The sequence below is a fragment of the Magnetovibrio blakemorei genome, from assembly GCF_001746755.1.
In the GTDB taxonomy this organism is placed as follows: domain Bacteria; phylum Pseudomonadota; class Alphaproteobacteria; order Rhodospirillales; family Magnetovibrionaceae; genus Magnetovibrio; species Magnetovibrio blakemorei.
In genome coordinates, this window is sequence record NZ_MCGG01000008.1 from 100,045 (window position 1) to 122,881 (window position 22,837).

Below are 22,837 nucleotides of genomic sequence, written 5' to 3' on the forward strand. Positions count from 1 at the left end.
AAGTCGTACATATCTTGTGCAAGCATTTTCCTGCCCCTTACACCTTAAATCCTACGACGGAAACATCATCCCGCCGAATATCTTCGCCCTGGTATTCTAACAACGTTTTATAGAATTTCTTCTTTTGCTCGGCAAAAGGCAAATCTTCCATGCTCAAAAGCAGTTCCTTAAAGCGCTTCTTACCGAACATACGCCTTCTCTCACCACCCACTTGGTCGAGGAACCCATCGGAAGACATATAGAATGAAGCACCGTTCTGGAGGGATAATTCAGTCTCTGCGTATGTCTGTCCCAGGAGAATACCACGATAGCCGATGCCCTTCTTCGTTCCCTTGATCTCGTCGACTGCTCCATCTTTGACGGAGAACAGTGAGAACCGGGCCCCAGCGAAAGTCATCTTGGTCAAATCCCCATGAAGGAAGCAAGCGCCCATCTCCAGACCGTCGTCGCTTTCGCCTCGGTCTCCATGCTGTCCAAGCATAACTTGGATGATTTGATGCATGCGTTGGATCATTTCGCCGACTTGGCCCGGCGGAACGTCCGTCATGGCACGATCGAGCGCGCCGCTGGCGATCAAGGTCATAAAGGCACCGGGCACCCCGTGGCCAGTGCAATCGGCAAGAGCCACCAGAACACCGTCGCCCCACAGATGGCACCAGTAGATATCCCCGCCCACCACATCACGAGGCTCCCAAAGTACCAGATGATCGCTCATGGTCGCGGTCATCGTGTCGTCGCCGGTCAGCACTGACCGTTGAATGCTCGATGCATAGGTGATGCTGTCGGAAATGACCCCATAGGCATCCTGCAACTTCGCTTCGGCCTCCTTGCGAATGGAAATGTCAGCAAAAGAGATCACCGCGCCGGTGATTTCCCCATCCTTCATGATGGGTGTGCTGTGATACTCGACCTCGAATCTGGTACCATCCTTACGCCACAACACTTCGTCCTCAATCCGATGGGACTCGCCGAAAGTGTAAGATTTGTACATAGGACACGTTTTGACGTCATACTCTGTACCGTCGGGATGGGTGTGGTGAATGATGGCGTGAACTTTCTGCCCGAGCAATTCTTCGGCTTCATAACCGAGCAGGCGAATGGCTTCTGGATTTAGGAAGGTGACACGGCCTTCATTATCGACCCCAAAGACGCCTTCTCCGACAGATTCAAGCAACAGTCTCGTCCGCCCTTCACTGTCGCGCAGTTCCGCCGTGCGTTCCTCGACCAAGTCTTCCAACTGGTCCTTGTAGGCGTCTAACTCTGCACGAGCCATTTCCGCATCTTCCGCCAGGTTCATCGCGGCGATGCGTTCCTGCTGCACATTTTCTTTGCCCTTTAGGGCTTTCCACTGCTCAATGGCAAACGCCCCCATCAACTTCGAGAATCTGGCCAGAAAGCCCAATATCGCGGGAAGGCTGTGTTCATCCATCACCGGTGCTTCACGCACTGCGGCAAGGTAATCTTCTACATCAAATCCCAGATCCTCGGCCTGGGCTTTGAAAAACGCTTCATCAAGGTGATTGGTGTGAAACTGCCCAATAAAGACGTTGGCCACATGGTGTCCCGCTATGACGATCGGCGACGCACAGTCAGTCATGCCGTTCTTGCAGCGGTACATGGCGTAGTTCTTTCCCTCAGTCAAATTGAGGGAAAGTTCGGTGTCGCTTTCTATGCAGCGTGCACAGCTCGCATTATTGACTCGATGGAAATCAGTGCAGGCGCGCTGCCACGGCGACGATGCCAGGACATTGGCTTCTAGATCGATGATTGCCGCTGGTACGCCCGCGACCTTGCAGAAATCCGTAAACAAGTTTTGCAGCTCATTTTCATTGAGCAGTTTGACAAACTCCGTTTTGACCGTTTCGAAATCAATATCCCCGTCTGCGGCGAAGGTTGGGGAAACCAAGGCCTCCTCTAACAAATTTCCGGGATCAAATTTGAGTGCTCGTCCCGCGTCTTCTAGGACCGTGTTCATTTGTTTTTTGAGTTCAATGATCCGCAGCTCCCGGCCCACGGCGAGATGGTTAAACCGTTCAATCTCCTCGACTTTATCCCGCAGTAGCCTTTCTGCCGCCTCGGCCTCCATTCGCGCAGCCTCGGCCTGGATGACAGCCATGCGGAGTTCCTCTTCCCGCTGAACCATGGCGGTCTCGGCCCGGTGGCGGGCCTCCAGCATTACGTGGTAGGCGCGAAGTACGTCCCCCAACTCGTCTTGGCGTTCCCAATGCAGGGGGGCCGCAAGCTGTTCTTCTGGCGAGCGCCCGATTGAGTTACGGAATTCCTCGAGGGGCCGACTGATCACTGCACGCACACCGAAAATTGTCCCAGCGATTAGGGTGCTCATCAAGACTAAGAGGATCGCCCCATTGATCCAAAGGTGCCGATAAAGGGCGGCGCGAATACCGTCGTCGTGGACTGTTAACACCAGTCGCCCGATTGTCTTCGCGCTCATGACAGACGTATGCTGCAGCGGGCGGTCAATGCGAAAGTCAGAAGCACGGGGGGGCGTACCGGTTTCGCCGATGGCGGCCAGAATCTTGCCGTTCTCGTCGAAAACCTGGGCAGACTGGAGGAACGGTAAATGGGACTGTTCTTCCAGTAACTTCCTCACCGCCTGGATGTCGAAATCCCATACTGCGGCTTCGATGGCGGCGGTCTGCCCATCGGCCGCTCGCGTAAGGTTCTCGATCAACCGAGCCCGCTCTCCACGGTAAAAACCCACCTCTAGCACGCCGAATACAGAAAGGACCGCCACCACAGTCAGGGGCATGTAAATCGCGAGCAATTTGCCGCTGAGGCTGGAAAAGTTTAAGAACTTGGGCGTCACAGGCTTATATCCATCATTTGGTCCCAGCCTGCCCACCGTCATACCAATATTCTGCCGGTATCGCCCGGGTCTCTGGTGTCATCAGGAGGTTGTCGATGGTCAGTTTTCGCCGTTGGTTGAGCCGCACCTTCTTGAGCGCCCCGGCGATCGCAGGGTGGCTCTCAAACAGTGCCTGAAACGAGCCGTCCGCGAAAGCCGCGGCCAGTCCGTCACGGATGGCGTCGTGAAGCGCCACGTCGGAGCGTGAAACGAAGTAGAACATGGCGAAGGGATAGACCAGGGTCAGTTCTTCCTCCACCGCAAGGTTTGGGTTGTTCAGGCCGAAATGCTCCAGTTCGGCGAAGGCCTCAGTTACCCCCCGGGGGAAGTAGTCACCCCGCCCGCCGTTCAGCATGGGAAAAAGATTATTGTAACGGGCAGTGTCCACGTTGAGCCCGGCACCGGCGAGAATCTCGACGTCGCTCCACCCCTGTCCCTGCAACGCCAACAGCGGGTGAAGATCGGCGACCGTTTTTACGGCGCTGAACAGAGGCTGCTTGGCTTTGTTAATGAGAAATATGCGATGACCGAGCAAGCCTCTATACATGGGGATGCGAACGGGACGCAAACGCTGTTCGAAGTCCCTTGATGTGCCGAACCAGGCTACGGTTAAGTTACCATCACCAGCCTCAAGGATTGATCGGGCGCGAGCCTCGTTCATTGATTCTTGAAAGGGCTGCATCTCGTATGGTTTGCCACTCTTTCGGAGAGCCAGCTCCAGCAACTGCACAGGATAGGCGTTTGCCGTATCGCGTCCTGCTTCGGCGGGGTATACGACCCGCAGCGGCTCCGCGTTGGCAACGGTCCCCCAGAACAGACAAACAATCACTGCAAAACAACCAAGCCTACTCATGCCCATAACTCGACTTCCTTCGTGTGCCGACATTAGCCGACATTCCCCATATGAGGCCAGAATTCAGCCATGATTGTGCCAAAAGATGGTCCCCCCCACAAGCATGAAGACATTTCCGTCCGACGAACGAAGTCTCCGACCGCCGGATTGGCAAGCCCCTAGTACCAGGGCCTCGCCACAGCATTTAAAACCGTGCGTTCATAACTCTCCTCCATATGGTAAGCGGCGCTTCTCTACATAACTTTTGACCCAGGCTAAAAAGCATTTGCATGGATCTTTCGGAATCACTTGGTTTTTTGCAGACAACTCCTGCCAAGCCACTTTCAAGTTATCTATGTCGTAACCAGGAAATCTTTGCCTTGCCTCATCGAGGCATGACCGTGTGAGCAAAACTGTGGGGGGAGTTAGGCGAGTATTAGATTTACGGGAAATTTCTAGGAGGGGTTTAGATGACTTAATATTAGCCTCCCCTAACCTGTTGTCATTAACCCCTGACATTTTATCAGTGGTAGGCACTACCTCATTTTCACGTCCCAGCACACCGATCAATTGATAGATTTTAACACCTGAAAAATGAGATCCAACAGGTCGTATCTTCTTCTTAAAAACTAGCTGTTCTATAACACTTCGAACATGTCGATCACTCAACTCTGTATCCCGCGCTATCCTCTTCGCACTCGGCCAAGCTGTATGCTCTTCTCCTGCACGATCAGCAAGTGATAACAAAACAGTCTTTTCCTCGGGTGTAAGCCCCTTCTGATTCCAGGCCCACAATGTCGCATCTAGGCTCACCTTTATGCCTCCTTGATCAATTGTCATTTTCTGCCGTTGAGGACTGCAAGCGCATGCCCAGCCAATCATCCAAAGTTGATTCTGGATACCGAATACACCTTGCAGATAATGAAATGAACGCAGGTCCTGCTCCACGTACCCGCCAATGGGCAAGTGTTTGCACAGAAACTGAGAGGCGGGTTGCTGCTTCCCGTGGGGTCAGCAAGTTACCAAAATTGATTGTGCCATTGATGCGCTTCGCGTTTATTCTATTCATTGCTTCAGACGACTCCGACAATCAACTAAACGTTCAAATCTTCACCCTTTCATTTTACATGTTATCTAATTATAACGGAAGTAATGTTCATGATTTGTTCTTCTTGCAGGCATAGATTTATATATAAACCTGTCAATTTCCCTCCTCTTTTTTTGAGTTACTGGTCTTTCTTTAGGCTACCAACCGCTATTATCGCGAGTCGCTCGGACGCTTGGCGGAGCGGATCATCCAACAAGTGCGCATAGCGCGAAGTGGTTTTAGCCTGCGTGTGACCAAGCAGTGCGCCAATCACCGGCAGACTTTCACCTGACGACACCAGCAAACTCGCAAAGGTGTGGCGCAGGTCGTGGATGCGGACTTCTTTGATTTTGGCGCGTTTGCAGACGGCAGCCCAGAAGGTGCGGATTGTGGTCATGTGGCCTTGCTGGCTTTTGCCGGGAAACACCCATTCCGATTTGTCGCGCTTCTTGCCGGACTGTTGCTTCTTAAACCGAGCTTTAAGCAGATCAACCACGGGCGGCGAGAGTGGCACGCGGTGGATTTTGTTTTGCTTCGTGGTCGCGGCGGGCTTCACCCACACGCCCGCTTTCAAATCCAAATGATCCCAACGCATGCACAGCACTTCACCCACGCGTGCGCCGGTGAGCATGAGGACGCGCACCACATCGGCTGAATTTTGCGACGGGCTTTCATCGAGCGCCGTTTGCAGCATTTTGATCTCATCAAGCGTCAGGTAGCGCTCGCGACCATGCTCGACATTGCGTTCAATGCCGAGCGCCGGGTTCTCGCTCACCAGCCCCCAACGGATGGCCGTGGTGAAGATGGCCGAGCACAGCGACACGGTGCGGTTTGCGGCCACCGGGAATTTTTTCGACACCTTGTGGTGCATGTCTTCGATTTGGCGCTGGGTGATTTCCGTCAGGCGCTTATTGCCCAATTGGGGCAGCACATGATTGTCGAGCAACAGGCGGCGATGCTTAAGGGTGCTATTGCGGTTCTTGCGCGCCGCCACGTCTTCTAGCCAGCGCGTCGCAAAATCCTTAAACAACGGGTTCTGATCTTCACTGACGTTTTTCGCCTCACGACGCTCAGTCGCGGGATCACCGCCTAAGTCTGCCGCCGAGATCAACTTGCTCGCTTCTCTGCGCGCCGTATCCAAGGCCACACGATCACAGCGCCCAACCGCCATACGGCGTTCCTTGCCACCGCGCACCTTAAACTGAGCAACGTAGGTTTTGACGCCAGCCCGCGAAACCCGCACGCCGAACCCCTTGAGCACAGAGTCCCAGGTGAAGGCTTGAGCCTGTTCAGGTGTCGGCAGATTTTCGACGACCGTCTTTGTAAGTTTGATACGTGCCATGCCCCAATCCTCTTACGTCAGACTTACGCGGCTTCGTCACATAAGTCGGAAACTCACGACTTAAAAGCGGTATGGGCCCCCTTAAAAGTAAGTGAATACGTAAGTTACCACACGGCAAAAACGGGCACAACGTCGCATATCCCGGCAACACGGGAATGGCTCAAAATCTTATATTTTGTGCGGAATTTGTATGGAGCGGGTGAAGGGAATCGAACCCTCGTCGTAAGCTTGGGAAGCTTCTGCTCTACCATTGAGCTACACCCGCAGACTGGGGCAGATTACTCGGCCCAGTGATGGGCGGCAAGAGGGTTGTGAGGGGGCGTATACGTCCCGTTGGACATTTGCCCAATCCTTGATTTTGATAGGCTACCACCCCATTTTTTGCGTATGATACAATTGTATGTAAAGACCTAATCTTGCCCCCCCTCTTGCCCCCCCGATTTTCAAAAATAAATTATGCACGTCGCTGAAACACAAAATTTGCCAAAGTCAACAAAGCCCCAGTCCACCGCTCGTCAGTGGTTGGCGCTTGGTTTTCTGTGGCTGCTCATTGCCATCCCGCTTGGTTGGGAAGCAAAAATAGAGCGGGATGCCATTTATGATCAACAACGCGCTTTGTTGCTCAACCAAACCAAAATCATCGATGACAATCTTCAAGTTCAGCTACTCGCAACGAATTCGGCGTTGAACGCCGTCCGCGGTGACTTCCTCGCTGTAAAAAATCAAAAAATTCCCACCAAGCTTCTCAATTCTCACATGAAGGCGATGACCGATGCGATGATTGGTGTGCGTACAATCGTCGCGCAAGACGTGGACGGGACAATTGTCGCCAGCAACCGCGAGAATGTTATTGGCATGAACTTCATTGGCCGCGCGTATTTCCAAGCGCCCTTTAAAGGCGCCGATCCCGATGTCTTGTACGTAACGCCCCCGTTCAAGACCGTTCTTGGGATTTTTGCCATAACCGTATCCAAAGCGGTTATCGAAGAGACCGGAAAATTCATCGGTGTTGTCAGCGCAACCTTAAGCCCTGACTACTTTAGCACCTTGCTCAATTCGGTGCTTTATCTGCCGGAAATGCGGGCGTCGATCATTCATGGTGAAGGCACCATCATCATTGAAGAGCCCAATCGTGCGGACTTGGTCGGCAAGAACCTGGCCAAACCGGGCACACACTTTACGGAGCACGTTGAAAGCGGTCAGGACCATAGCTTTTTTGCCAGCACGGCGTGGACAACCAAGGACAAGCGGATGAGCGCTTGGCGTACCATTCAAGCGGCAGAGGTACACACGAGCGTGCCGCTGTTGGTGACGGTCAACCGCAATATGTCGATCGTTTTTATCGATTGGGAGCGCAATGTTTTTTTGTTTGGTGGTTTTTCTGCGCTGCTGATGGTGGCCTCGGCTTTGGGAATGGCTTTTCTGCAAAACAGACAGCGCGCTATTCAGCTCATAAAAACGGGGCGAGAGGAAGAACGCAGCCAAGCTGAAGAAGACCTTCGCAAAAGCAGAGCATTGTATAAAACCATTACCGACACGTCCCCGTTGGCCATTTATATGTCGACGGGTATCGATCAAAAAGGTGCATACATCAACGAGACCTTTGTCAGGCTTTTTGGCTACACGCTGGAAGACGTACCCTCGGCTGCCCAATGGTGGCCGCTTGCCTATCCAGATAAAGCCTATCGTGAACGCTTGGAAAAAGAATGGCAGCTCCGGGTCGCCCATGCCATTGATACCCTTTCAAAGATTGAGCCGATGGAAACCATCGTGACGTGTAAAGATGGCTCTCACAAAAACATCTCGTGGGGATTTATCAGCAGTGGTGAACAAAACTGGGCATTTGGGCTTGATCTGACCGAGCGCCGACAGGCGGAAACCCATTTGATCGAAGCCAAAGAACAAGCCGAGGTGGCCAACAAAGCCAAGTCGGATTTCCTTGCCGCCATGAGCCACGAGTTGCGCACTCCGCTGAATTCGATCATTGGCTTTGCGGAAATGATGCAGTTTGAAATCAAAGGTCCCCTTTCTGAAACCTACAAGGATTACACAAGTTTGATCACCCGCAGCGGCAGACTGCTTTTGGAAACGATCAACAGCGTATTGGACATCGCCAAAATCGAAGCGGGCAAGTTCGACCTTTACAAAGAACCCACCGATGTCAGTAAAATTGTCGATGACGTGATCACCATTTTGAGTGTTCAAGCCCAAGAAAAGGACATTGCCATTCGCAATGAACTGCATGGCATGAGTAGACTGACTCTCGACCCCTTGCGGTTAAAACAGGTCTTTTTGAACATCATCGGCAATTCGATTAAGTTCATGGAAAAGGGTTCTGTCACCATCACCAACAACTGCGAAGCAGGTGATCAGGGGTGCGACATCACCATAACGGATACCGGCATTGGCATGTCGGATGAACAAATCAAAATTGCCTTGCAGCCGTTTCGCCAAGTCCATGGATCGGTGCTTGCCCGGCGTTACCAAGGCACCGGTTTGGGGCTGACCTACAGTCAAAAAATCATGGAACTGCACGGTGGCAAATTGACTCTGGCCAGCGAACCCAACGTGGGCACGCAGGTCACGTTGCACTTTCCGTCCACAGTACGGGTGGGCGGATTTGGCACGGTCTCGCAGTCAGATCCACAAGGAACCGTACTGGGATCTACTGAGTAACCTTGTCCAGCGTCCAAACGAAACCCACATCCGTTTCACCACCCCTTTTTGCCCACAAGACCATGAGAAAGTTTTTGCATGCCTGAAGGTGCCCATGACCACACACCGCTGGATTCCGCAAAGTTCCAAAACCCGTTGATCACGGCGACAGGTGAAATGCGGGCTTCGGTGTCACTCAGCGCGCTCAGAACCTTGTGGTTTAACACCGGAAGCTTGTGCAACATCACCTGTGCCAATTGCTATATGGATTCAAGCCCCAGCAACGACGATTTGGCCTATCTGGGCCTGGATCATGTGCTCGCCTATCTGGAAGAAATCCGCACTGAAGGCTTAAACGTTCCCGAAATCGGTTTTACCGGGGGCGAACCGTTCATGAACCGGGATCTCATCAACATGCTCGAAGCCGTGTTGGAGCGCGGACATAGCGCCTTGGTGCTCACCAATGCCATGAAACCGATGTGGCAAAAGCGCGCGGCCTTGTCCGCTTTGGCGGATCGTTTTGTCATGTCGGGTGTGAAAATCCGCGTGTCCGTTGATCATTACACCCAACGCGCCCACGAAAAAGAACGCGGTGCAGGCACTTGGGCCCCCATGGAAAAGGGCATCCAGTGGCTTGCCGCGCAGGGTTTTTCCGTTTCCATCGCCGGGCGCACCCTGTGGAATGAAGCCGAGGACCAGGCACGACGCGGCTATCAGCAGTTGTGCGACGCATGGGGCTTGTCTATTGACTGCAGCGACCCGGCGCGTTTGGTGCTTTTCCCCGAAATGGATGCGGCCGACGACGTCCCCGAAATCACCACCCGTTGCTGGGACCTCTTGAAAGTGCGCCCGGACGCCATGATGTGTGCCACGTCCCGCATGGTCGTGCTGCACAAAGGCGATGCCGGACCGCGCATCGCGCCATGCACCTTGCTGCCTTATGATCGGCGCTTCGATATGGGGGCGCTTTTGGTCGAGGCTCACACGCCCGTGGCGCTCAATCACCCCCATTGCGCCAAATTCTGCGTTTTGGGCGGGGCCTCTTGTTCTGTGATTTAAAAAGCTTCTTTTGAACGTTCAAGAGAAGTTGGTGCTGGAACAGAAAGGAAGCGACTTACAAAACTCTTCTCGATTTTCAAGGCCTGTAAGTGGAAATGATCGGCATCGTTTTTATTCTTCTCAATAGGTTCGAGACGTGATTCAAATAATTTAATGAATGGATATTTTTAAACTGGCATGTATAGCGATGAGCATTTGACGCACATACCAATGCATGGTACAGAATCCATTAGTCATATTAACGTTATGGTTACATAATTCCGAAAAATAGATCGTATATTCAGATACGTGGGCATGCATTTGACGCTTAACTTCAGTATGAATTGCTGGCGCGGACATGTCGAATATTTCATTGAACGGTGCTGAACGAAAAGCGTTGCTCGCCCTGAAGCAGACAACGGGTCTTCAGGAACGCACGCAAAATCGACTTGCGACAGGCTTGAAAATTGAAGGTGCCATTGATGGCGCCGAAGCTTATTACAAATCAAAATCCTTATCAGATCGCTCTGCCGACTTTGTGGAGCGCATGAGTGACATAGACCAAGCCATCAGTCTGATCCTGGCGACGCAAGAGGCGTTAAGTTCTGTCACCACAGTTTTGAAGCAGATGAAGGGTGTCGTTCTTGCCGCCACAGATTCTGATGGCGCTGACACCACTCAATTCGACGAAATGATCAACCAGATCAACCTTCTTATTGGTGATGCGTCCTATCAAGGCACATTTAATTGGCTAACACGCCCCCCCTCGGTGAAACGGTCAAAACGTCCTCCCACACAGTTGATTTCAGTGAGAAAACGAACAGCAAAGTTGTCATCAATGGCAACTACTTGGGTTCCAGCTACTATTTATCTAACGGATCATCGAAGCTGTTGCCGAACACGGCGGGCGATAGCATGAACGCCTCTGGTGGCACCGGTCCGATCAATGCCGATGGTGGGGAGTTTCAAGTCAACACCACAACGACAGGTAACCAGCATGACCCCAAAGTTGCGGGGCTAACTGGCGGTGGCTCGGTTGTGGTCTGGGTTGATGACAGCGGTGTTGATACAAGCGGCATTGGGGTTCTGGCACAGATCTATGACAACAGTGGTAACGCTGTTGGAGGTGAATTTGTCGTCAACACCTCCGTTGCTATAACGCAACAAAAACCCTCCGTCGTCGCACTCAGCGGTGGAGGATTTGCTGTCTCATGGGAAGACTTCACGGGTGTAACCCGTATCAATGCCCAGGTGTTTGATGCAAGCGGCAACACAGTGGGTGGTGAAATTGTCTCCGCATCCGGTACGACAACGGCAACCGATCCTTCCATCGGTGCGACTGCCGATGGAAATTTTGTTATCTCATGGGTCGACGGCGGCGACATCATAGCCCGCCAGTATGATTCCAGCGGTTCTGCCATGGCCGCCAAGTTTACCGTGAACACGGCGACGGCTGGTGCTCAGGATCGGACGTTTGTTACGGGTCTCACGGGCGGCGGATATGTGATCACATGGACTGATGCAAATGCTTTAGACGGAAATGGACGAGGCACCTTTGCCCAGAGGTATGATGCCAGTGGCGTTGCCCAAGGCGGCCAATTCCAGGTCAATACGACCACTGCAAGCGACCAGTATCCATGGGATATTCAACCATTGTCCTCCGGTGGATTTGTCGTCACCTATACCGATGTCGGTGGGGCCGATGGAAATTCGCTCGGTGTATTTGGACAAATCTATGATTCTTCTGGCAATACGGTGGGCAATGAGTTTCAGGTCAACGCCACAACGACCGCTGGCCAGCAGGACTATGTGCGAACGGCTGCCATGAACGATGGCGGTTTCATTGCCGTTTATGCGGCACAAAATTTGGATTCCGGCGGATGGGGTGTCGCTGGGCAGCGTTTTGATTCCAGCGGCAATACAGATGGGGCCGAGTTCCAAATCAATACGACGGAAACGGCTGATCAGTGGTTGCCTGCAATCGCCTCCGTCGACAACGGTGGCGGCTTTATCGTCACATGGGAAGACACCAACGCAACGGATGGAGCAGGAAAAGGCATTTTTGCCCAGCGTTATTCACTTGGCGTTACCGCAGGCGTTATCGCAAGTGGCGCCGTCTCTTCTGTGAATTATACGACAGGTGTCGTCACGGCCACCATCGGTGGAAAAGAACAGACCCTAACGATGAACAAACAAGGTTTGGGGGTCGCCCAAGCTTGGTACTACCAGGACTTCAGCACCAGCGCGGGTCGGGAAGCGGCATTGTCAGACCTCAATGACGCGATCTCGACCACCCGTTCAAAATCGGCAGGTTTTGGCGTCAACTTCAACCTGCTCCAGATACGCAATGACTTCGCTGATAAATATACGAACACCCTAAAAAGTGGTGCTGGCAAACTTGTTTTGGCAGATATTAATGAAGAAGGTGCAAATCTGTTGGCCCTTCAAACGCGCTCTCAACTCGGTGTGAATGCATTATCATTTCTTGGTCAGGCGACGCAGAGCATTCTCAAACTATTCCGCTAGTTATCCGGAACAGAAATCAGACACAAACGGTCAAAGCAAATTTATTTATTCGCCTAAAAGAAGGCCAACGGGAACCTGATTTTTTTCAATAGGTTGCACTTCCGGAAGTGGGCAAACATGCCCAACCCACCAGGTATATGAAACCGCATCCAGAGTCGTTTTTGGGGTCCTAATTCGGGGCGTTCAATCACCCCCATTGCGCAAAATTCTGCGTTTTGGGCGGGGCCTCCTGTTCATCAATTTAATTGAGGAAACTCTAATATATTAGCGATCAGCTCTGGACAATGAACATAAAAGGCCCAGATAATAGATGTTGAATGTTTATAATGTGCTCCGCGCACATGCGTTGCGCCCGGTGGAGCTAAGATCAAGAGAGAGCCTATTATGGAGCACCTTGCCTCTGTTCCTGTTGGTGTATATGCCCTGACCACGCGGTCCATCACCGTAACGGTGGAACCGGAATTCTTGGATGATCAAAGTGATCCGGAAGACCATCGCTATGTGTGGGCCTATCATGTGCGCATCGAAAACCAGGGCCCACAGACCGTACAGCTGAAAAGTCGCTATTGGCACATCACCGACGAAATGGGCAAGGTGCAGGAAGTTTCCGGCGCGGGCGTCATTGGCGAACAACCGTTCTTGTCGTCTGGGCAAAGCTTCGAATACACCAGCGGCACCCCGCTGAGCACACCGTCCGGCATTATGCGCGGCCATTACGTGATGGAAGATGAAACGGGCACCGTTTTTGAAGCCACCATTCCGGCATTTTCGCTCGACTGTCCGTATCAGCGCCGCCTACTGAACTAAATCGGCCCCGCAATTCTTTGTACTGCTGGCCCAAATTCAAGACATTTGATCGCCTGTTTTAGAATAACTCTTACTTGAACACGTCTCACTGGCCCCCATATGGGTTAAGACGCCGGGTTGCCAAAGCCCGACACCAGAATAAGGACAACACCATTGGCCAATCACAAGCCGCTGACCATCGTTACAGATGGCGCATCGCGTCCCGACCGCACCGAAGCCGAACAGGCTGTGCGCACCCTCATTCAATGGGCTGGCGACAACCCTGACCGCGAAGGCCTGCTGGACACCCCGGCGCGCGTGGTCCGGGCGTTTGAAGAATACTTCCAAGGTTACAACGCCGATCCGCAGGAAATTCTTGAGCGCACCTTCGAAGAAGTTGAAGGCTATGACGAGATGGTGCTGCTCAAAGACATCCGCTTTGAAAGCCATTGCGAACATCATATGGCCCCCATCATCGGCAAGGCTCATGTGGCATATTTGCCGAAAAGCCGTGTGGTCGGCATCTCTAAACTGGCTCGGGTGGTCGAAATTTACGCCCAGCGCCTGCAAATCCAAGAAAAAATGACCGCTCAGATCGCCAACGCCATCAACGACGTTTTGCAACCCGACGGCGTCGCCGTGGTCATTGAAGCCTCGCACCAGTGCATGACGTGTCGCGGTGTGCACAAGCCGGGCGTATCGATGATCACGTCGAAAATGCTGGGCGCTTTCCGGGAAAACGACCGCACCCGGCGTGAATTTTTGTCGATGGTGTCCAATCCGTCCGGATCAGCGTTTGAAATGGTCTAAGAAAGCCCCTCATTACCCTTGACCAAACATGCAAAGCCATGAAGATTGTGCCCATCCGCGCATGGCTTTAGTATGCGGATGCCCTCGCGATGTATCCTGGCAACGCAAAATGAACAAAGGCTTGGTCCCCCGCACATGATGGATATTCGACCCGTAATGATGATTTTGGGGATTTTGCTGGCGACCTTGTCGGTTGGCATGTGCATCCCGGCCTTGGTGGATGCCATGCGCGGCAATCCCGATTGGCAGGTTTTTGCCGTCTCGTCGGGGTTGACGTTGTTTGTCGGGGTGTCGTTAACCCTCACCAGTTCGACCGGACGGATCAAGCTCAACGTCCGCCAAGCGTTTGTCATGACCGCGCTGAGCTGGCTGGTGCTGACCGTCTTCGCCGCCTTGCCGTTCATGTTTTCGGAACTGAAGCTCAGCTACACCGACGCCTTTTTTGAAGCCATGTCCGGCATCACCACCACCGGCTCGACGGTGATCACCGGGCTGGACGGCGCACCGCCCGGAATTTTGCTGTGGCGGGGTATTTTGCAATGGTTGGGCGGCTTGGGGATTGTGGTCATGGCCATCGCGGTGATGCCGATGATGGGCGTTGGCGGCATGCAAATGTTTAAGGTTGAAGCCTTTGATACGGGCGAAAAGGTGTTGCCCCGCGCGGCGCAAATCTCCCTGGCGCTGGTGCTGATTTACGCCGCCCTGACGCTCATCTGGATCGTTTTGTTATGGTGGGCGGGCATGACCCCGTTCGAAGCCGTGGTGCATTCCATGACCACCATTTCAACCGGAGGCTATTCCACCTCGGACGCTTCGGTCGGGCATTTCGACAGTTGGGCCATCGACATCATCACCACCTTGGGCATGCTGGTGGGCGGGATGCCGTTTTTGCTGTTTTTGCAAGTGATCCGCGGCAAACCCATGCAGTTGTGGCGCGACGAACAGGTGCGTGGCTATTTGACCATCGCGACGGCCATCGTTTTGGTGGTGGCTGCACTTTTGTGGTTTGAAACCGGTATGGAACCCGCCACGGCGCTGCGCTATTCAGCCTTTAACGTGGTGTCGGTCATGACCGGAACGGGCTACACCAACCACGATTACGGTTTATGGGGCACCTTTGCGTTGCCCATTTTCTTTTTCATCATGTTTATTGGCGGCTGTGCGGGGTCAACCACGTGCGGCATTAAAATTTTCCGCTTCCAGGTGTTGTACGCCGCAGCACGGGTCCAGGTGCGTCACCTTTTACAGCCCCACGGCGTTTTTATTCCCTACTACAATCACCGTCCCATTCCCGACGAAGTCATCATGTCAGTGCTGACATTCTTTTTTGTCTTTGCCTTGTCGTTCGCCTTTTTGGCCCTGGGTTTGGGCATGCTGGGCCTGGACTTTATGACGGCGGTGTCCAGTGCGGCGACGGCGATCTCAAACGTGGGGCCGGGTTTGGGCCCCATTGTTGGGCCTTCGGGCACCTTTCAAAGCCTGCCCGATGCCGCAAAGTGGATGTTGTCTGCCGGTATGCTGTTGGGCCGACTTGAACTGTTCACCATTCTGGTGCTGTTTTCGCGGACCTTCTGGCGCGGCTGAGGACCGTTTATGGTCCTTTTTGTGCGTTGCAAAATAATGTTGATTGGCTCACCTTGGAACAGGCTTCGTTTCGAGCCTGAGATAAGGACACGTTGCCTATGCTTTCCTTTTTGACCCTTGCTGTTTTGATGGGCATGAGCCACGCCTTGGAAGCCGATCACATTGCAGCGGTGTCGTCCTTGGCATCGCGTCAAACGTCGTTGGCGCAAATCGTGCGCACCGGGGCGGTGTGGGGTTTGGGTCACACCCTCACCCTGATGGTCTTTGCCGGCGTGGCGCTGGTGCTGGGATTGAGCCTTCAGGGCAATCTCGCCGGTTGGCTGGAGTTTTTTGTGGGTGTCATGTTGGTGGGCCTGGGCGGACACATCCTTTACCGTTTGATCCGTGACCGCGTGCATTTTCACATCCATAAGCACTCTCAACACACGCCCCTCAAGACCAGCGGCGAAATTGCGCATTTTCACGCCCACAGCCACGCGGGCGAGGCCAAGGCTCACACCCGATCGGAACACGATCACGACCACAAAGCCTTTCCCCTCCGCGCCCTGATCGTTGGCATGATGCATGGCATGGCCGGGTCGGCGGCGTTGTTGGTGCTGGCCGCCACCACCGCGCCCAGCGTCCCCATTGGCTTTACCTATGTGATGTTGTTTGGCGCGGGCTCAATCCTCGGCATGGCGGCGCTCAGCGCCATCATCGCCGTTCCCATCGCCTTTTCCGCACGCTTTCTCACCTGGGCCAACCGGGGCATTCAAGCCACCACCGGGCTCTCCACTGTTGGATTGGGCATCTTCACCATGTACCAAACCCAACTGGCGCAACTGTTCGCGGCTTAAGCGTTATTCCGCCGCCAGTCTTGCCCCCGCATTGCGCTGCAAGCCCAAATAACACGAAATGCTTTGGGCCGCGTCCAAATACGGAGCGGTGGTCTCGGGGCTGGACTGGGACAGGCCTTGGCTCTGCAATCGACTGAGCAAACAAAAGCCGCACAAGGTCCGGTCCAACATCTTGGTTTCACAAACACAGCCCTCAAAGCGGCTCATATGCTTGTTCCACAAAACGATGGACAGGGGAATTTGGCCGTCTTGAACCAGGGCGAAAAGCTGTTCAAACGACCGTTTTTTGAGATGGTTTATGCTGTTGGGTTTCATCACGCTGACACTCCTTTTTGCTGAGCTTGTCTTAGCCCGCAAAAATGGCGTCAGTCCGACAACTTCATGAAGCTATTGTGATGCCTCGCCCAGAAACCTGCCCAGAATCCTGCCCAGAACCTGCGAGAAGCCCTCCAAACACCACCCTTATTCTTTTGGACAACCCATAAGAAAATTTTATAGACAATAAAAATCAACAGGATGCAGAGTTTTCTGGATTGCCTCAAGTAGAGAAATCAGCCGATTTCATCTCATCCAGCGTTGCAGATGGGCGTGGATTTGCGTTTCCATCTGGCTGTTGAAGTCCGCCATCAGCGCTTCAATCATTTCAAACCAAGCCTTTTCCCGCTCCCCCAAGGTGGCGTTTTCACGCACTTCGACGGAGCGCGTGGCGCTGACCCGGATCTCGCCACTGGCGATCCCGCTCACCCCACCTGGAGCTTCTTGAACGCTCAGGTGAGCCACCGCATGGGCGTCATAGCGCGCGGTTGGCTCGTAGGTGAACATGCCTTTAAAGCCTTTTGTTTTTTCCAACTTGGTTTCGATGACGCTGGCGTCTTCGATGACAAACTGGGCGGTGGCCGGGCTGCCTGCCCCGCCGACGGCTTGCAGACGGCTGCCCGCCCAAATTTTCATGGCCTGCGCGGGCGAGGTGGGAAACCGTTGTTCGGCGTTGGGTGCCTTCATCGGGCTTTGATAGGTGGAACTGACGCCAATGCGGTCAACATTCAACGGAATGGTGCCCAAATGGGCAAACCCAATTTTGGGCACCGGACCCGCGAGGGGGGCCTCACTGGCGCACGCGGCCAACACACAAGTGCCCACGACAATGAGGAGGGCGGCACGCACGGACTTCAAAACCTGACGATGTGTTTTCATGATCATATGATGGGCCTTGATTGTGAACACTTCAAGACGCGCTGTGCACAAAATACACTTTTAAGCATCCCCGCCGTCAAAGAGCGCGTCCAAATCGGCGGCGGCAAATGTGTAATCGGCTTTGCAGAACTCACACACCACCTGAGATACGCCGTTATCGTCGGTGATTTCGGCACGAGGAAATGATTTTAAGGTGGTGGCGACTTTTTCCCGCGAACAGCGACAGCGGTGAAACACGGGCTGCGGCGGCTGCACGCGCACGCCGTCTTCGTGATACAGGCGAAACAGCAAGGCGTCCGAATCCAAGGATGGGTCCAGCAATTCGCTCTCGCTCAAACTGGCCAAAAGCGCCACCGCGCGCCGCCAGCCATCTTCAGACTCGGCCTCGTCGGCATTTTTTTGATGCGGCATCCGTTGCACCATCATTGCCCCGGCGCGCATGTGTCGCGCTTCCCCATCAAAGCGCACCGACAAGGATATAGCCGTTTCCAGCTGTTCTGAGTTGCGGAAATAATGGTGGGTGCATTCCGCCAAAGTGGCGCCTTCCAGGGCTGCGATGCCTTGGTAGCGCTCCATATCTTGCCCCTGATCGACGGTGAACGCCAAATGCCCGGCACCCAACAACCGCGGCACTTCGGCCCCGTCCGCCTTCACCGCCTCCGCCAAGCGGGCTTCATCAAAGCGGGCATAACCGCGCACCGCACCGTCAGAGGTGATATCGGCCACCAGCAACGAAATCGGCCCATCGCTTTGCGTCTGCAGGGTAAAGATGCCCTCATACTTCAAGGCGCTGGCCAAAGTCACCGCCAAGGTTAGGGTTTGCGCCAGCATCCTTGAGACGGCTTCCGGATAGCCGTGGGCATCCAGCACGGCGTCCAAGCTCGCACTTAAACGCACCAACCGCCCGCGCACATCCACACCTTCGATTTGAAAGGTCTGGGCCATGTCGAAATTTGGGGAATTGAGGCTCAACCCATGCACCACGCCAAGATGCCCTTTTGCGCATGCAGGCGGTTTTCCGCTTCGTCCCAGATGACCGATTGCGGACCGTCCAGAACCTCTGCCGTGGCTTCTTCTTCACGGTGTGCGGGCAGGCAGTGCATGAACAAGGCGTCTGCCTTCGCCAAAGCCATACGCCGTCCATCCACCTGATAGGGCTGCAGCAACTTGTGGCGTTTATCGGCATCTTTGTCGCCCATGGACACCCACGTGTCGGTAACGATCAAGTCCGCCCCCTGGCACGCTTCATCGGCGTTCTGGGTGACCGAGATATCGGCCCCTTGGGCTTTCGCCCACGCCAACACGTCGGGGCGCACACTCAGGTCTTTCGGCACAGCCAGGACCAGCGAAAACTCAAAACGCTGGGCGGCATGCACAAAGCTCGCTGCCATATTGTTGCCGTCGCCGCACCAAACGACCTTGCGGCCCTTGATTGAGCCGCGCTGTTCTTCATAGGTCATGATATCGGCCATCAACTGGCAAGGGTGACTGTCGTCGGTCAAGCCATTGATCACCGGAACCGAGGCATGGCTGGCCAATTCATCCAACTTGGCCGGATCGTCGGTGCGGATCATGATGGCATCCACATAGCGCGACAGCACGCGCGCGGTGTCCGCCACGGTTTCGCCGCGGCCCAATTGGCTGCCGTTGTCGTCCATCACCACCACGTGGCCGCCCAGTTGCATCATGCCGACTTCGAACGACACGCGGGTGCGCGTGGATGGTTTTTCGAAAATCATCGCCAAGGTTTTGCCGCTGAGCAAGCGCGTATCGCTGACGCCCGGCTTGGCCATGTGCCCGCCCGCCTTAATGGCCGAGCCGAGATCCAAAATGGCGCGCAACGTCTGAGCGTCCACCTTGTGTAAGTCCAAAAAATGCTTCGGAGCCGACATACCAGCTCTCCTTCTTACAGAAATAGGCTTTAGACGTGACCCAAATCGTGACGGGCGGCCACAGTTTCAAGAATGGCGAGGGCTTCCGCAACGTGGCTGTCTTCAATGATCAACGGCGGCAACAAGCGCAAAACGTTATCGCCCGCAGGAGCCAGCAAAAGACCTTCGGCTTCCAGTTCCGTCTTGAATTCACGGTTGACGATGGAGTCCACCAACTTGAGACCCTGCATCAGACCCTGACCCCGCGCCGCGACAAACACGGTGGGGTATTTTCTCACCAACGCTTGTAAACCTTGGCTCAATGTGTGGCCAACGTGAACGACGTGATCCAAGAACCCGTCTTTCAGCAATTCGTCCAACACCGCACCACCGACCGCCATGGCCAGCGGGTTGCCGCCATAAGTCGTGCCGTGATTGCCCACCCCCAAAACCGCCGCTTTTTCGGTGGTGAGGATGGCGCCCAGCGGAAATCCGCCGCCGATGCCCTTGGCGGTGGCGACCACATCAGGGATCACGTTCGCCCATTCGTGGGCAAACAGTTTCCCGGTGCGGCCCATGCCACATTGCACTTCGTCGAACATCAACAGCAAACCGAACTCGTCGCAAATGTCGCGCAAGCCTTGCAGATAGCCTTCGGGGGCTTCGCGCAGGCCGCCTTCGCCTTGCACCGGCTCGACCAAAATCGCCGCCGTTTCGTCGGTGATGGCGGCGCGCATTTCGTTCAAGTTGCCAAACGCCACCTGATCGAAGCCGTCCACCACCGGGGTGAAGCCCTCCAACAACTTGGCTTGGCCCGCCGCTGCGATGGTCGCCAAAGTGCGGCCGTGAAAAGCGTTTTCACATGCAATGACCCGATAGCGTTCCGGATGGCCGTGGTCTTTTTGGTACTTGCGGGCGATTTTGATCGCCCCTTCCAGGGCTTCCGCACCGGAATTGGAAAAGAACACCCGATCCGCGAACGACGCTGCCGCCAACCGGTTCGCCAATTCGATCTGGCCCGGAATGATGTACAGGTTGGACACGTGCCACAGCTTTTCAGCCTGGGATTTCAGCGCTTCAACCAAGTGCGGATGGGCGTGGCCCATACAGCTGACCGCGATGCCCGCGCAAAAATCCAAGAAACGTCGTCCGTCATCTGTGTACAAATAGACTCCCTCGCCTTTGACAAAAGCGAGATCCGCAGGCGCATAGGTTGGCATCAGCGCGGACATGACGATCGTTTCCTTCTCAATTCAGCTCAAATCCAAAAAACACAACCGGGCGACCGAAGCCGCCCGGGAAAGCCGGGGATTATGGGAATCGAAGCCATTTATGTCAATGGCAATAAGGTAATGGGCTTACGGCTTGAGCTTGTAGCCGCTTTCGAACATGCGCCAACAGATGATCCACAGCACCAGGTCCATGATGCCGACAACCGCCATTCCGGTCACCACCGAGGCGTCACTGTTGCCGATAAAGCCATAGCGAAAGCCGTCGATCATATAAAAAAACGGGTTCACGCGGGCGATGGTTTGGGCCAATTCGGGCAGCCGTTCGATGGAATAAAAGGTCCCCGACAAAAACGACAGCGGCGTGATGATGAAGTTTGTGACCGCCGCGATGTGGTCAAACTTATCGGACCAAATGCCGCCGATCACGCCCAACAGCGACAGCATCAGCGACGCCGCCACGGCATGAAACAGAACAAAACCGACGTGATGAATGCTGATCGGCACCCAAATTGCCAACACCAGCGTCACCGCAATGCCGACCAAAATGCCCCGCGTCATGCCGCCCATGGCGATGCCGAAGGTCAGCTCGTGGGCGCTCAGCGACGGCATCAAGGTGTCGACGATGTTGCCTTGCACTTTTGAAATCATCATCGAGCTCGACGTGTTGGCGAAGGCGTTTTGCACGATCGCCATCATGATCAGGCCGGGGGCCAGAAACTGCATAAACGGGACCCCGTGGACTTCCGTCACCGCACGCCCCAGGGCCAGGGAAAACACCGCCAAAAACAACAGCGTCGTCACCACCGGACCGATGATGGTCTGGGTATAGACCTTAACGAAACGGCGCACTTCACGCATATACAGCGTATAGAGGCCGATCCAATTGCTGGCAGGCGTTTGTTGCATGAGGTCGTGTATCCTAGCCGAAGGTCCGATGGGGTCTTGTCCCCATGACTCCGACACTTATATAGTCTTGCCATGAACGATGACCAGCCCCGTGACAAAAAAGCCAAAGCCTACATCCCGCGCAAAATGACCCAAGCGCGGCTGGCCAACATTGCCCTGCATTATTTAGACCGATATGCGTCCAGCGCCCAGAACTTAAAACGCGTCCTGGAACGCCGGGTTTACAAAGCCTCCTTGTATCACGAAGACTTAGACGTCCAAGTCGCGCACGGCTGGATTGACGAACTGATCGAACGCTACCTCCGATCCGGGTTGCTCAACGATTTGGCTTATGCCGAAACCCGCGCGCGTTCGTTGATGGCACGCGGCTCAGCGGGGCGGGTTATTCGCATCAAGTTGATGGAAAAAGGCATTGCGCCGGACATCATTGACCAAGCCCTCAAGGCCTTGGAAGAAGAACACCCCGACCCGGAACTGGCCGCCGCCATCAAACTGGCGCGGCGCAGACGTTTGGGCCCCTACGCCGATCCCACCAAGCGCGACGACAAAAAAGACAGAGACATGGCCGCCCTGGCACGTGCCGGCTTTGGCTACGACATGGCCCAGCGCATTGTGGAATGCGATGACAAGGACGAGCTGGAAGACTTGCTCAACCCGCCCGCGCACAATTTTTCGTAAAATTACATACGGTGTTCGCGAGTCACGATACCGTTGGCCATTTGAACTTCACGCACATAAGCTATGATGTCACCGATATCATTGGCTTTGACCTTGGGCTGTGGCGGCATATTGCCGTATGGCCAGTGGTGCTGCTGCACGCCGTTACTCACCGCATTGTAAAATGAGCCGTCGCCATGATGGCCGGGATTGTAGATGTCATGGATCAGAGGCGGCCCCTTATCAGAGCCCGCGCCATTATCGCCATGACACTGAGCACAAATCTTTTTAAATGTGACGCTTCCGCGTGCCGCCTGAGCCGTCAAAGTGGGAACCGTAACGGCCACTTGTGCCCCAGGCACGCTGGCGCTGTTCATCATTTTGGAGGCCAACAAAGCGCCCCCACCGAGGACAAAAACCAAAACAGCTATTTTAGGCAAATGTTTGATCAAGCGGCTCATGGGGAGATCCTCTGTTCTTTTCATCGTACTATATCAAATATAACTTTATCGGAAATATGTCCGACTCCCCAATAATAAAGGCCGATGCGGTTTTATTTTTCCATCCTCATGCCTATATGTGCATGAAATGATTTTGCATTCCTTCACAGACAAA

The 22,837-nt window shown here is 54.2% G+C and carries 21 protein-coding genes and 1 tRNA gene; 9 read left to right on the plus strand and 13 right to left on the minus strand.

Annotated elements, in window-relative coordinates; translation table 11 throughout:
- Positions 1-37: 37 nt before the first annotated feature.
- The 6 genes from BEN30_RS02095 to BEN30_RS02115 all read right to left on the minus strand — a co-directional run bounded on the left by BEN30_RS02095 (position 38) and on the right by BEN30_RS02115 (position 6,392).
- On the minus strand, positions 38-2,827 hold the full coding sequence (locus BEN30_RS02095) for a PocR ligand-binding domain-containing protein (RefSeq protein WP_170826932.1): 2,790 nt from the start codon (positions 2,825-2,827) through the stop codon (positions 38-40).
- Between the two features lie 13 nt (positions 2,828-2,840).
- On the minus strand, positions 2,841-3,725 hold the full coding sequence (locus BEN30_RS02100) for a hypothetical protein (RefSeq protein WP_139134802.1): 885 nt from the start codon (positions 3,723-3,725) through the stop codon (positions 2,841-2,843).
- Between the two features lie 192 nt (positions 3,726-3,917).
- Positions 3,918-4,580: a helix-turn-helix domain-containing protein gene (locus tag BEN30_RS02105; RefSeq protein ID WP_084004915.1), complete on the minus strand. Its 663-nt coding sequence runs from the start codon at positions 4,578-4,580 to the stop codon at positions 3,918-3,920.
- Positions 4,528-4,767, minus strand: a complete 240-nt coding sequence (locus tag BEN30_RS17650) for a helix-turn-helix transcriptional regulator (RefSeq protein ID WP_084004916.1) — start codon at positions 4,765-4,767, stop codon at positions 4,528-4,530. Before BEN30_RS17650 ends, BEN30_RS02105 begins: the two co-directional genes overlap by 53 nt.
- Before the next feature lie 157 nt (positions 4,768-4,924).
- Entirely contained in the window at positions 4,925-6,127 is a 1,203-nt protein-coding gene (locus tag BEN30_RS02110; protein WP_069956679.1) for a tyrosine-type recombinase/integrase, read from the minus strand.
- Positions 6,128-6,318: 191 nt separating this feature from the next.
- A tRNA-Gly gene (locus tag BEN30_RS02115) sits at positions 6,319-6,392 on the minus strand.
- A 215-nt stretch (positions 6,393-6,607) separates the two neighbouring features.
- Here BEN30_RS02115 and BEN30_RS02120 point away from each other — a divergent pair.
- The 8 genes from BEN30_RS02120 to BEN30_RS02155 all read left to right on the plus strand — a co-directional run bounded on the left by BEN30_RS02120 (position 6,608) and on the right by BEN30_RS02155 (position 16,362).
- On the plus strand, positions 6,608-8,803 hold the full coding sequence (locus BEN30_RS02120) for an ATP-binding protein (RefSeq protein WP_170826934.1): 2,196 nt from the start codon (positions 6,608-6,610) through the stop codon (positions 8,801-8,803).
- A gap of 78 nt (positions 8,804-8,881) precedes the next feature.
- Entirely contained in the window at positions 8,882-9,841 is a 960-nt protein-coding gene (locus BEN30_RS02125) for a radical SAM protein (protein WP_069956681.1), read from the plus strand.
- Between the two features lie 337 nt (positions 9,842-10,178).
- Positions 10,179-10,739, plus strand: coding sequence for a flagellin (locus BEN30_RS02130; protein ID WP_069956682.1), 561 nt, complete (start codon positions 10,179-10,181; stop codon positions 10,737-10,739).
- Positions 10,736-12,346 (plus strand): flagellin, encoded by a 1,611-nt coding sequence (locus BEN30_RS02135; RefSeq protein WP_069956683.1) that lies wholly within the window; start codon positions 10,736-10,738, stop codon positions 12,344-12,346. Before BEN30_RS02130 ends, BEN30_RS02135 begins: the two co-directional genes overlap by 4 nt.
- A 384-nt stretch (positions 12,347-12,730) precedes the next feature.
- Positions 12,731-13,153, plus strand: a complete 423-nt coding sequence (gene apaG / locus BEN30_RS02140) for a Co2+/Mg2+ efflux protein ApaG (RefSeq protein WP_069956684.1) — start codon at positions 12,731-12,733, stop codon at positions 13,151-13,153.
- Positions 13,154-13,306: 153 nt separating this feature from the next.
- The gene (gene folE, locus BEN30_RS02145; RefSeq protein WP_084004917.1) at positions 13,307-13,942 is read left to right on the plus strand and encodes a GTP cyclohydrolase I FolE; all 636 of its coding nucleotides are present in this window, start codon (positions 13,307-13,309) and stop codon (positions 13,940-13,942) included.
- Between the two features lie 135 nt (positions 13,943-14,077).
- The gene (locus tag BEN30_RS02150) at positions 14,078-15,526 is read left to right on the plus strand and encodes a TrkH family potassium uptake protein (protein ID WP_069956685.1); all 1,449 of its coding nucleotides are present in this window, start codon (positions 14,078-14,080) and stop codon (positions 15,524-15,526) included.
- A 98-nt stretch (positions 15,527-15,624) separates the two neighbouring features.
- A complete protein-coding gene (locus BEN30_RS02155) occupies positions 15,625-16,362 on the plus strand; it encodes a sulfite exporter TauE/SafE family protein (protein WP_069956686.1) in 738 nt (245 codons plus the stop codon).
- Between the two features lie 3 nt (positions 16,363-16,365).
- Here BEN30_RS02155 and BEN30_RS02160 read toward each other — a convergent pair whose 3' ends face one another.
- From BEN30_RS02160 to BEN30_RS02185, 6 genes are all read right to left on the minus strand, one after another.
- Complete coding sequence (locus BEN30_RS02160; RefSeq protein ID WP_139134803.1) at positions 16,366-16,680, minus strand: hypothetical protein; 315 nt, start codon at positions 16,678-16,680, stop codon at positions 16,366-16,368.
- 243 nt (positions 16,681-16,923) lie between these two features.
- Positions 16,924-17,562: a hypothetical protein gene (locus BEN30_RS02165; protein ID WP_069956688.1), complete on the minus strand. Its 639-nt coding sequence runs from the start codon at positions 17,560-17,562 to the stop codon at positions 16,924-16,926.
- A gap of 54 nt (positions 17,563-17,616) precedes the next feature.
- Complete coding sequence (gene hslO / locus BEN30_RS02170; protein ID WP_245648958.1) at positions 17,617-18,540, minus strand: Hsp33 family molecular chaperone HslO; 924 nt, start codon at positions 18,538-18,540, stop codon at positions 17,617-17,619.
- A complete protein-coding gene (gene argF, locus BEN30_RS02175; protein WP_069956690.1) occupies positions 18,525-19,448 on the minus strand; it encodes an ornithine carbamoyltransferase in 924 nt (307 codons plus the stop codon). Before argF ends, hslO begins: the two co-directional genes overlap by 16 nt.
- Positions 19,449-19,477: 29 nt before the next feature.
- The gene (locus tag BEN30_RS02180) at positions 19,478-20,659 is read right to left on the minus strand and encodes an aspartate aminotransferase family protein (RefSeq protein WP_069956691.1); all 1,182 of its coding nucleotides are present in this window, start codon (positions 20,657-20,659) and stop codon (positions 19,478-19,480) included.
- Between the two features lie 126 nt (positions 20,660-20,785).
- The gene (locus BEN30_RS02185; protein ID WP_069956692.1) at positions 20,786-21,565 is read right to left on the minus strand and encodes an ABC transporter permease; all 780 of its coding nucleotides are present in this window, start codon (positions 21,563-21,565) and stop codon (positions 20,786-20,788) included.
- A 72-nt stretch (positions 21,566-21,637) separates the two neighbouring features.
- Between BEN30_RS02185 and BEN30_RS02190 the strand changes: the two genes are divergently transcribed.
- Positions 21,638-22,243, plus strand: a complete 606-nt coding sequence (locus BEN30_RS02190) for a regulatory protein RecX (protein WP_069956693.1) — start codon at positions 21,638-21,640, stop codon at positions 22,241-22,243.
- A 2-nt stretch (positions 22,244-22,245) separates the two neighbouring features.
- Here BEN30_RS02190 and BEN30_RS02195 read toward each other — a convergent pair whose 3' ends face one another.
- Positions 22,246-22,683 (minus strand): c-type cytochrome, encoded by a 438-nt coding sequence (locus tag BEN30_RS02195; protein ID WP_069956694.1) that lies wholly within the window; start codon positions 22,681-22,683, stop codon positions 22,246-22,248.
- Positions 22,684-22,837: the final 154 nt, after the last annotated feature.

What these genes read in the sequence shown, in the direction of transcription:
- apaG (WP_069956684.1), top strand. Translation starts at nt 12,731, where the DNA reads ATGGAGCACCTTGCCTCTGTTCCTGTTGGTGTATATGCCCTGACCACG.
- BEN30_RS02150 (WP_069956685.1), top strand. Translation starts at nt 14,078, where the DNA reads ATGATGGATATTCGACCCGTAATGATGATTTTGGGGATTTTGCTGGCG.
- BEN30_RS02110 (WP_069956679.1), bottom strand. Translation starts at nt 6,127, where the DNA reads ATGGCACGTATCAAACTTACAAAGACGGTCGTCGAAAATCTGCCGACA.
- BEN30_RS02190 (WP_069956693.1), top strand. Translation starts at nt 21,638, where the DNA reads ATGAACGATGACCAGCCCCGTGACAAAAAAGCCAAAGCCTACATCCCG.
- BEN30_RS02135 (WP_069956683.1), top strand. Translation starts at nt 10,736, where the DNA reads ATGAACGCCTCTGGTGGCACCGGTCCGATCAATGCCGATGGTGGGGAG.
- BEN30_RS17650 (WP_084004916.1), bottom strand. Translation starts at nt 4,767, where the DNA reads ATGAATAGAATAAACGCGAAGCGCATCAATGGCACAATCAATTTTGGT.
- BEN30_RS02105 (WP_084004915.1), bottom strand. Translation starts at nt 4,580, where the DNA reads ATGATTGGCTGGGCATGCGCTTGCAGTCCTCAACGGCAGAAAATGACA.
- BEN30_RS02185 (WP_069956692.1), bottom strand. Translation starts at nt 21,565, where the DNA reads ATGCAACAAACGCCTGCCAGCAATTGGATCGGCCTCTATACGCTGTAT.
- BEN30_RS02180 (WP_069956691.1), bottom strand. Translation starts at nt 20,659, where the DNA reads ATGTCCGCGCTGATGCCAACCTATGCGCCTGCGGATCTCGCTTTTGTC.
- BEN30_RS02195 (WP_069956694.1), bottom strand. Translation starts at nt 22,683, where the DNA reads ATGAGCCGCTTGATCAAACATTTGCCTAAAATAGCTGTTTTGGTTTTT.
- argF (WP_069956690.1), bottom strand. Translation starts at nt 19,448, where the DNA reads ATGTCGGCTCCGAAGCATTTTTTGGACTTACACAAGGTGGACGCTCAG.
- BEN30_RS02130 (WP_069956682.1), top strand. Translation starts at nt 10,179, where the DNA reads ATGTCGAATATTTCATTGAACGGTGCTGAACGAAAAGCGTTGCTCGCC.
- BEN30_RS02155 (WP_069956686.1), top strand. Translation starts at nt 15,625, where the DNA reads ATGCTTTCCTTTTTGACCCTTGCTGTTTTGATGGGCATGAGCCACGCC.
- BEN30_RS02165 (WP_069956688.1), bottom strand. Translation starts at nt 17,562, where the DNA reads ATGATCATGAAAACACATCGTCAGGTTTTGAAGTCCGTGCGTGCCGCC.
- BEN30_RS02125 (WP_069956681.1), top strand. Translation starts at nt 8,882, where the DNA reads ATGCCTGAAGGTGCCCATGACCACACACCGCTGGATTCCGCAAAGTTC.
- BEN30_RS02100 (WP_139134802.1), bottom strand. Translation starts at nt 3,725, where the DNA reads ATGGGCATGAGTAGGCTTGGTTGTTTTGCAGTGATTGTTTGTCTGTTC.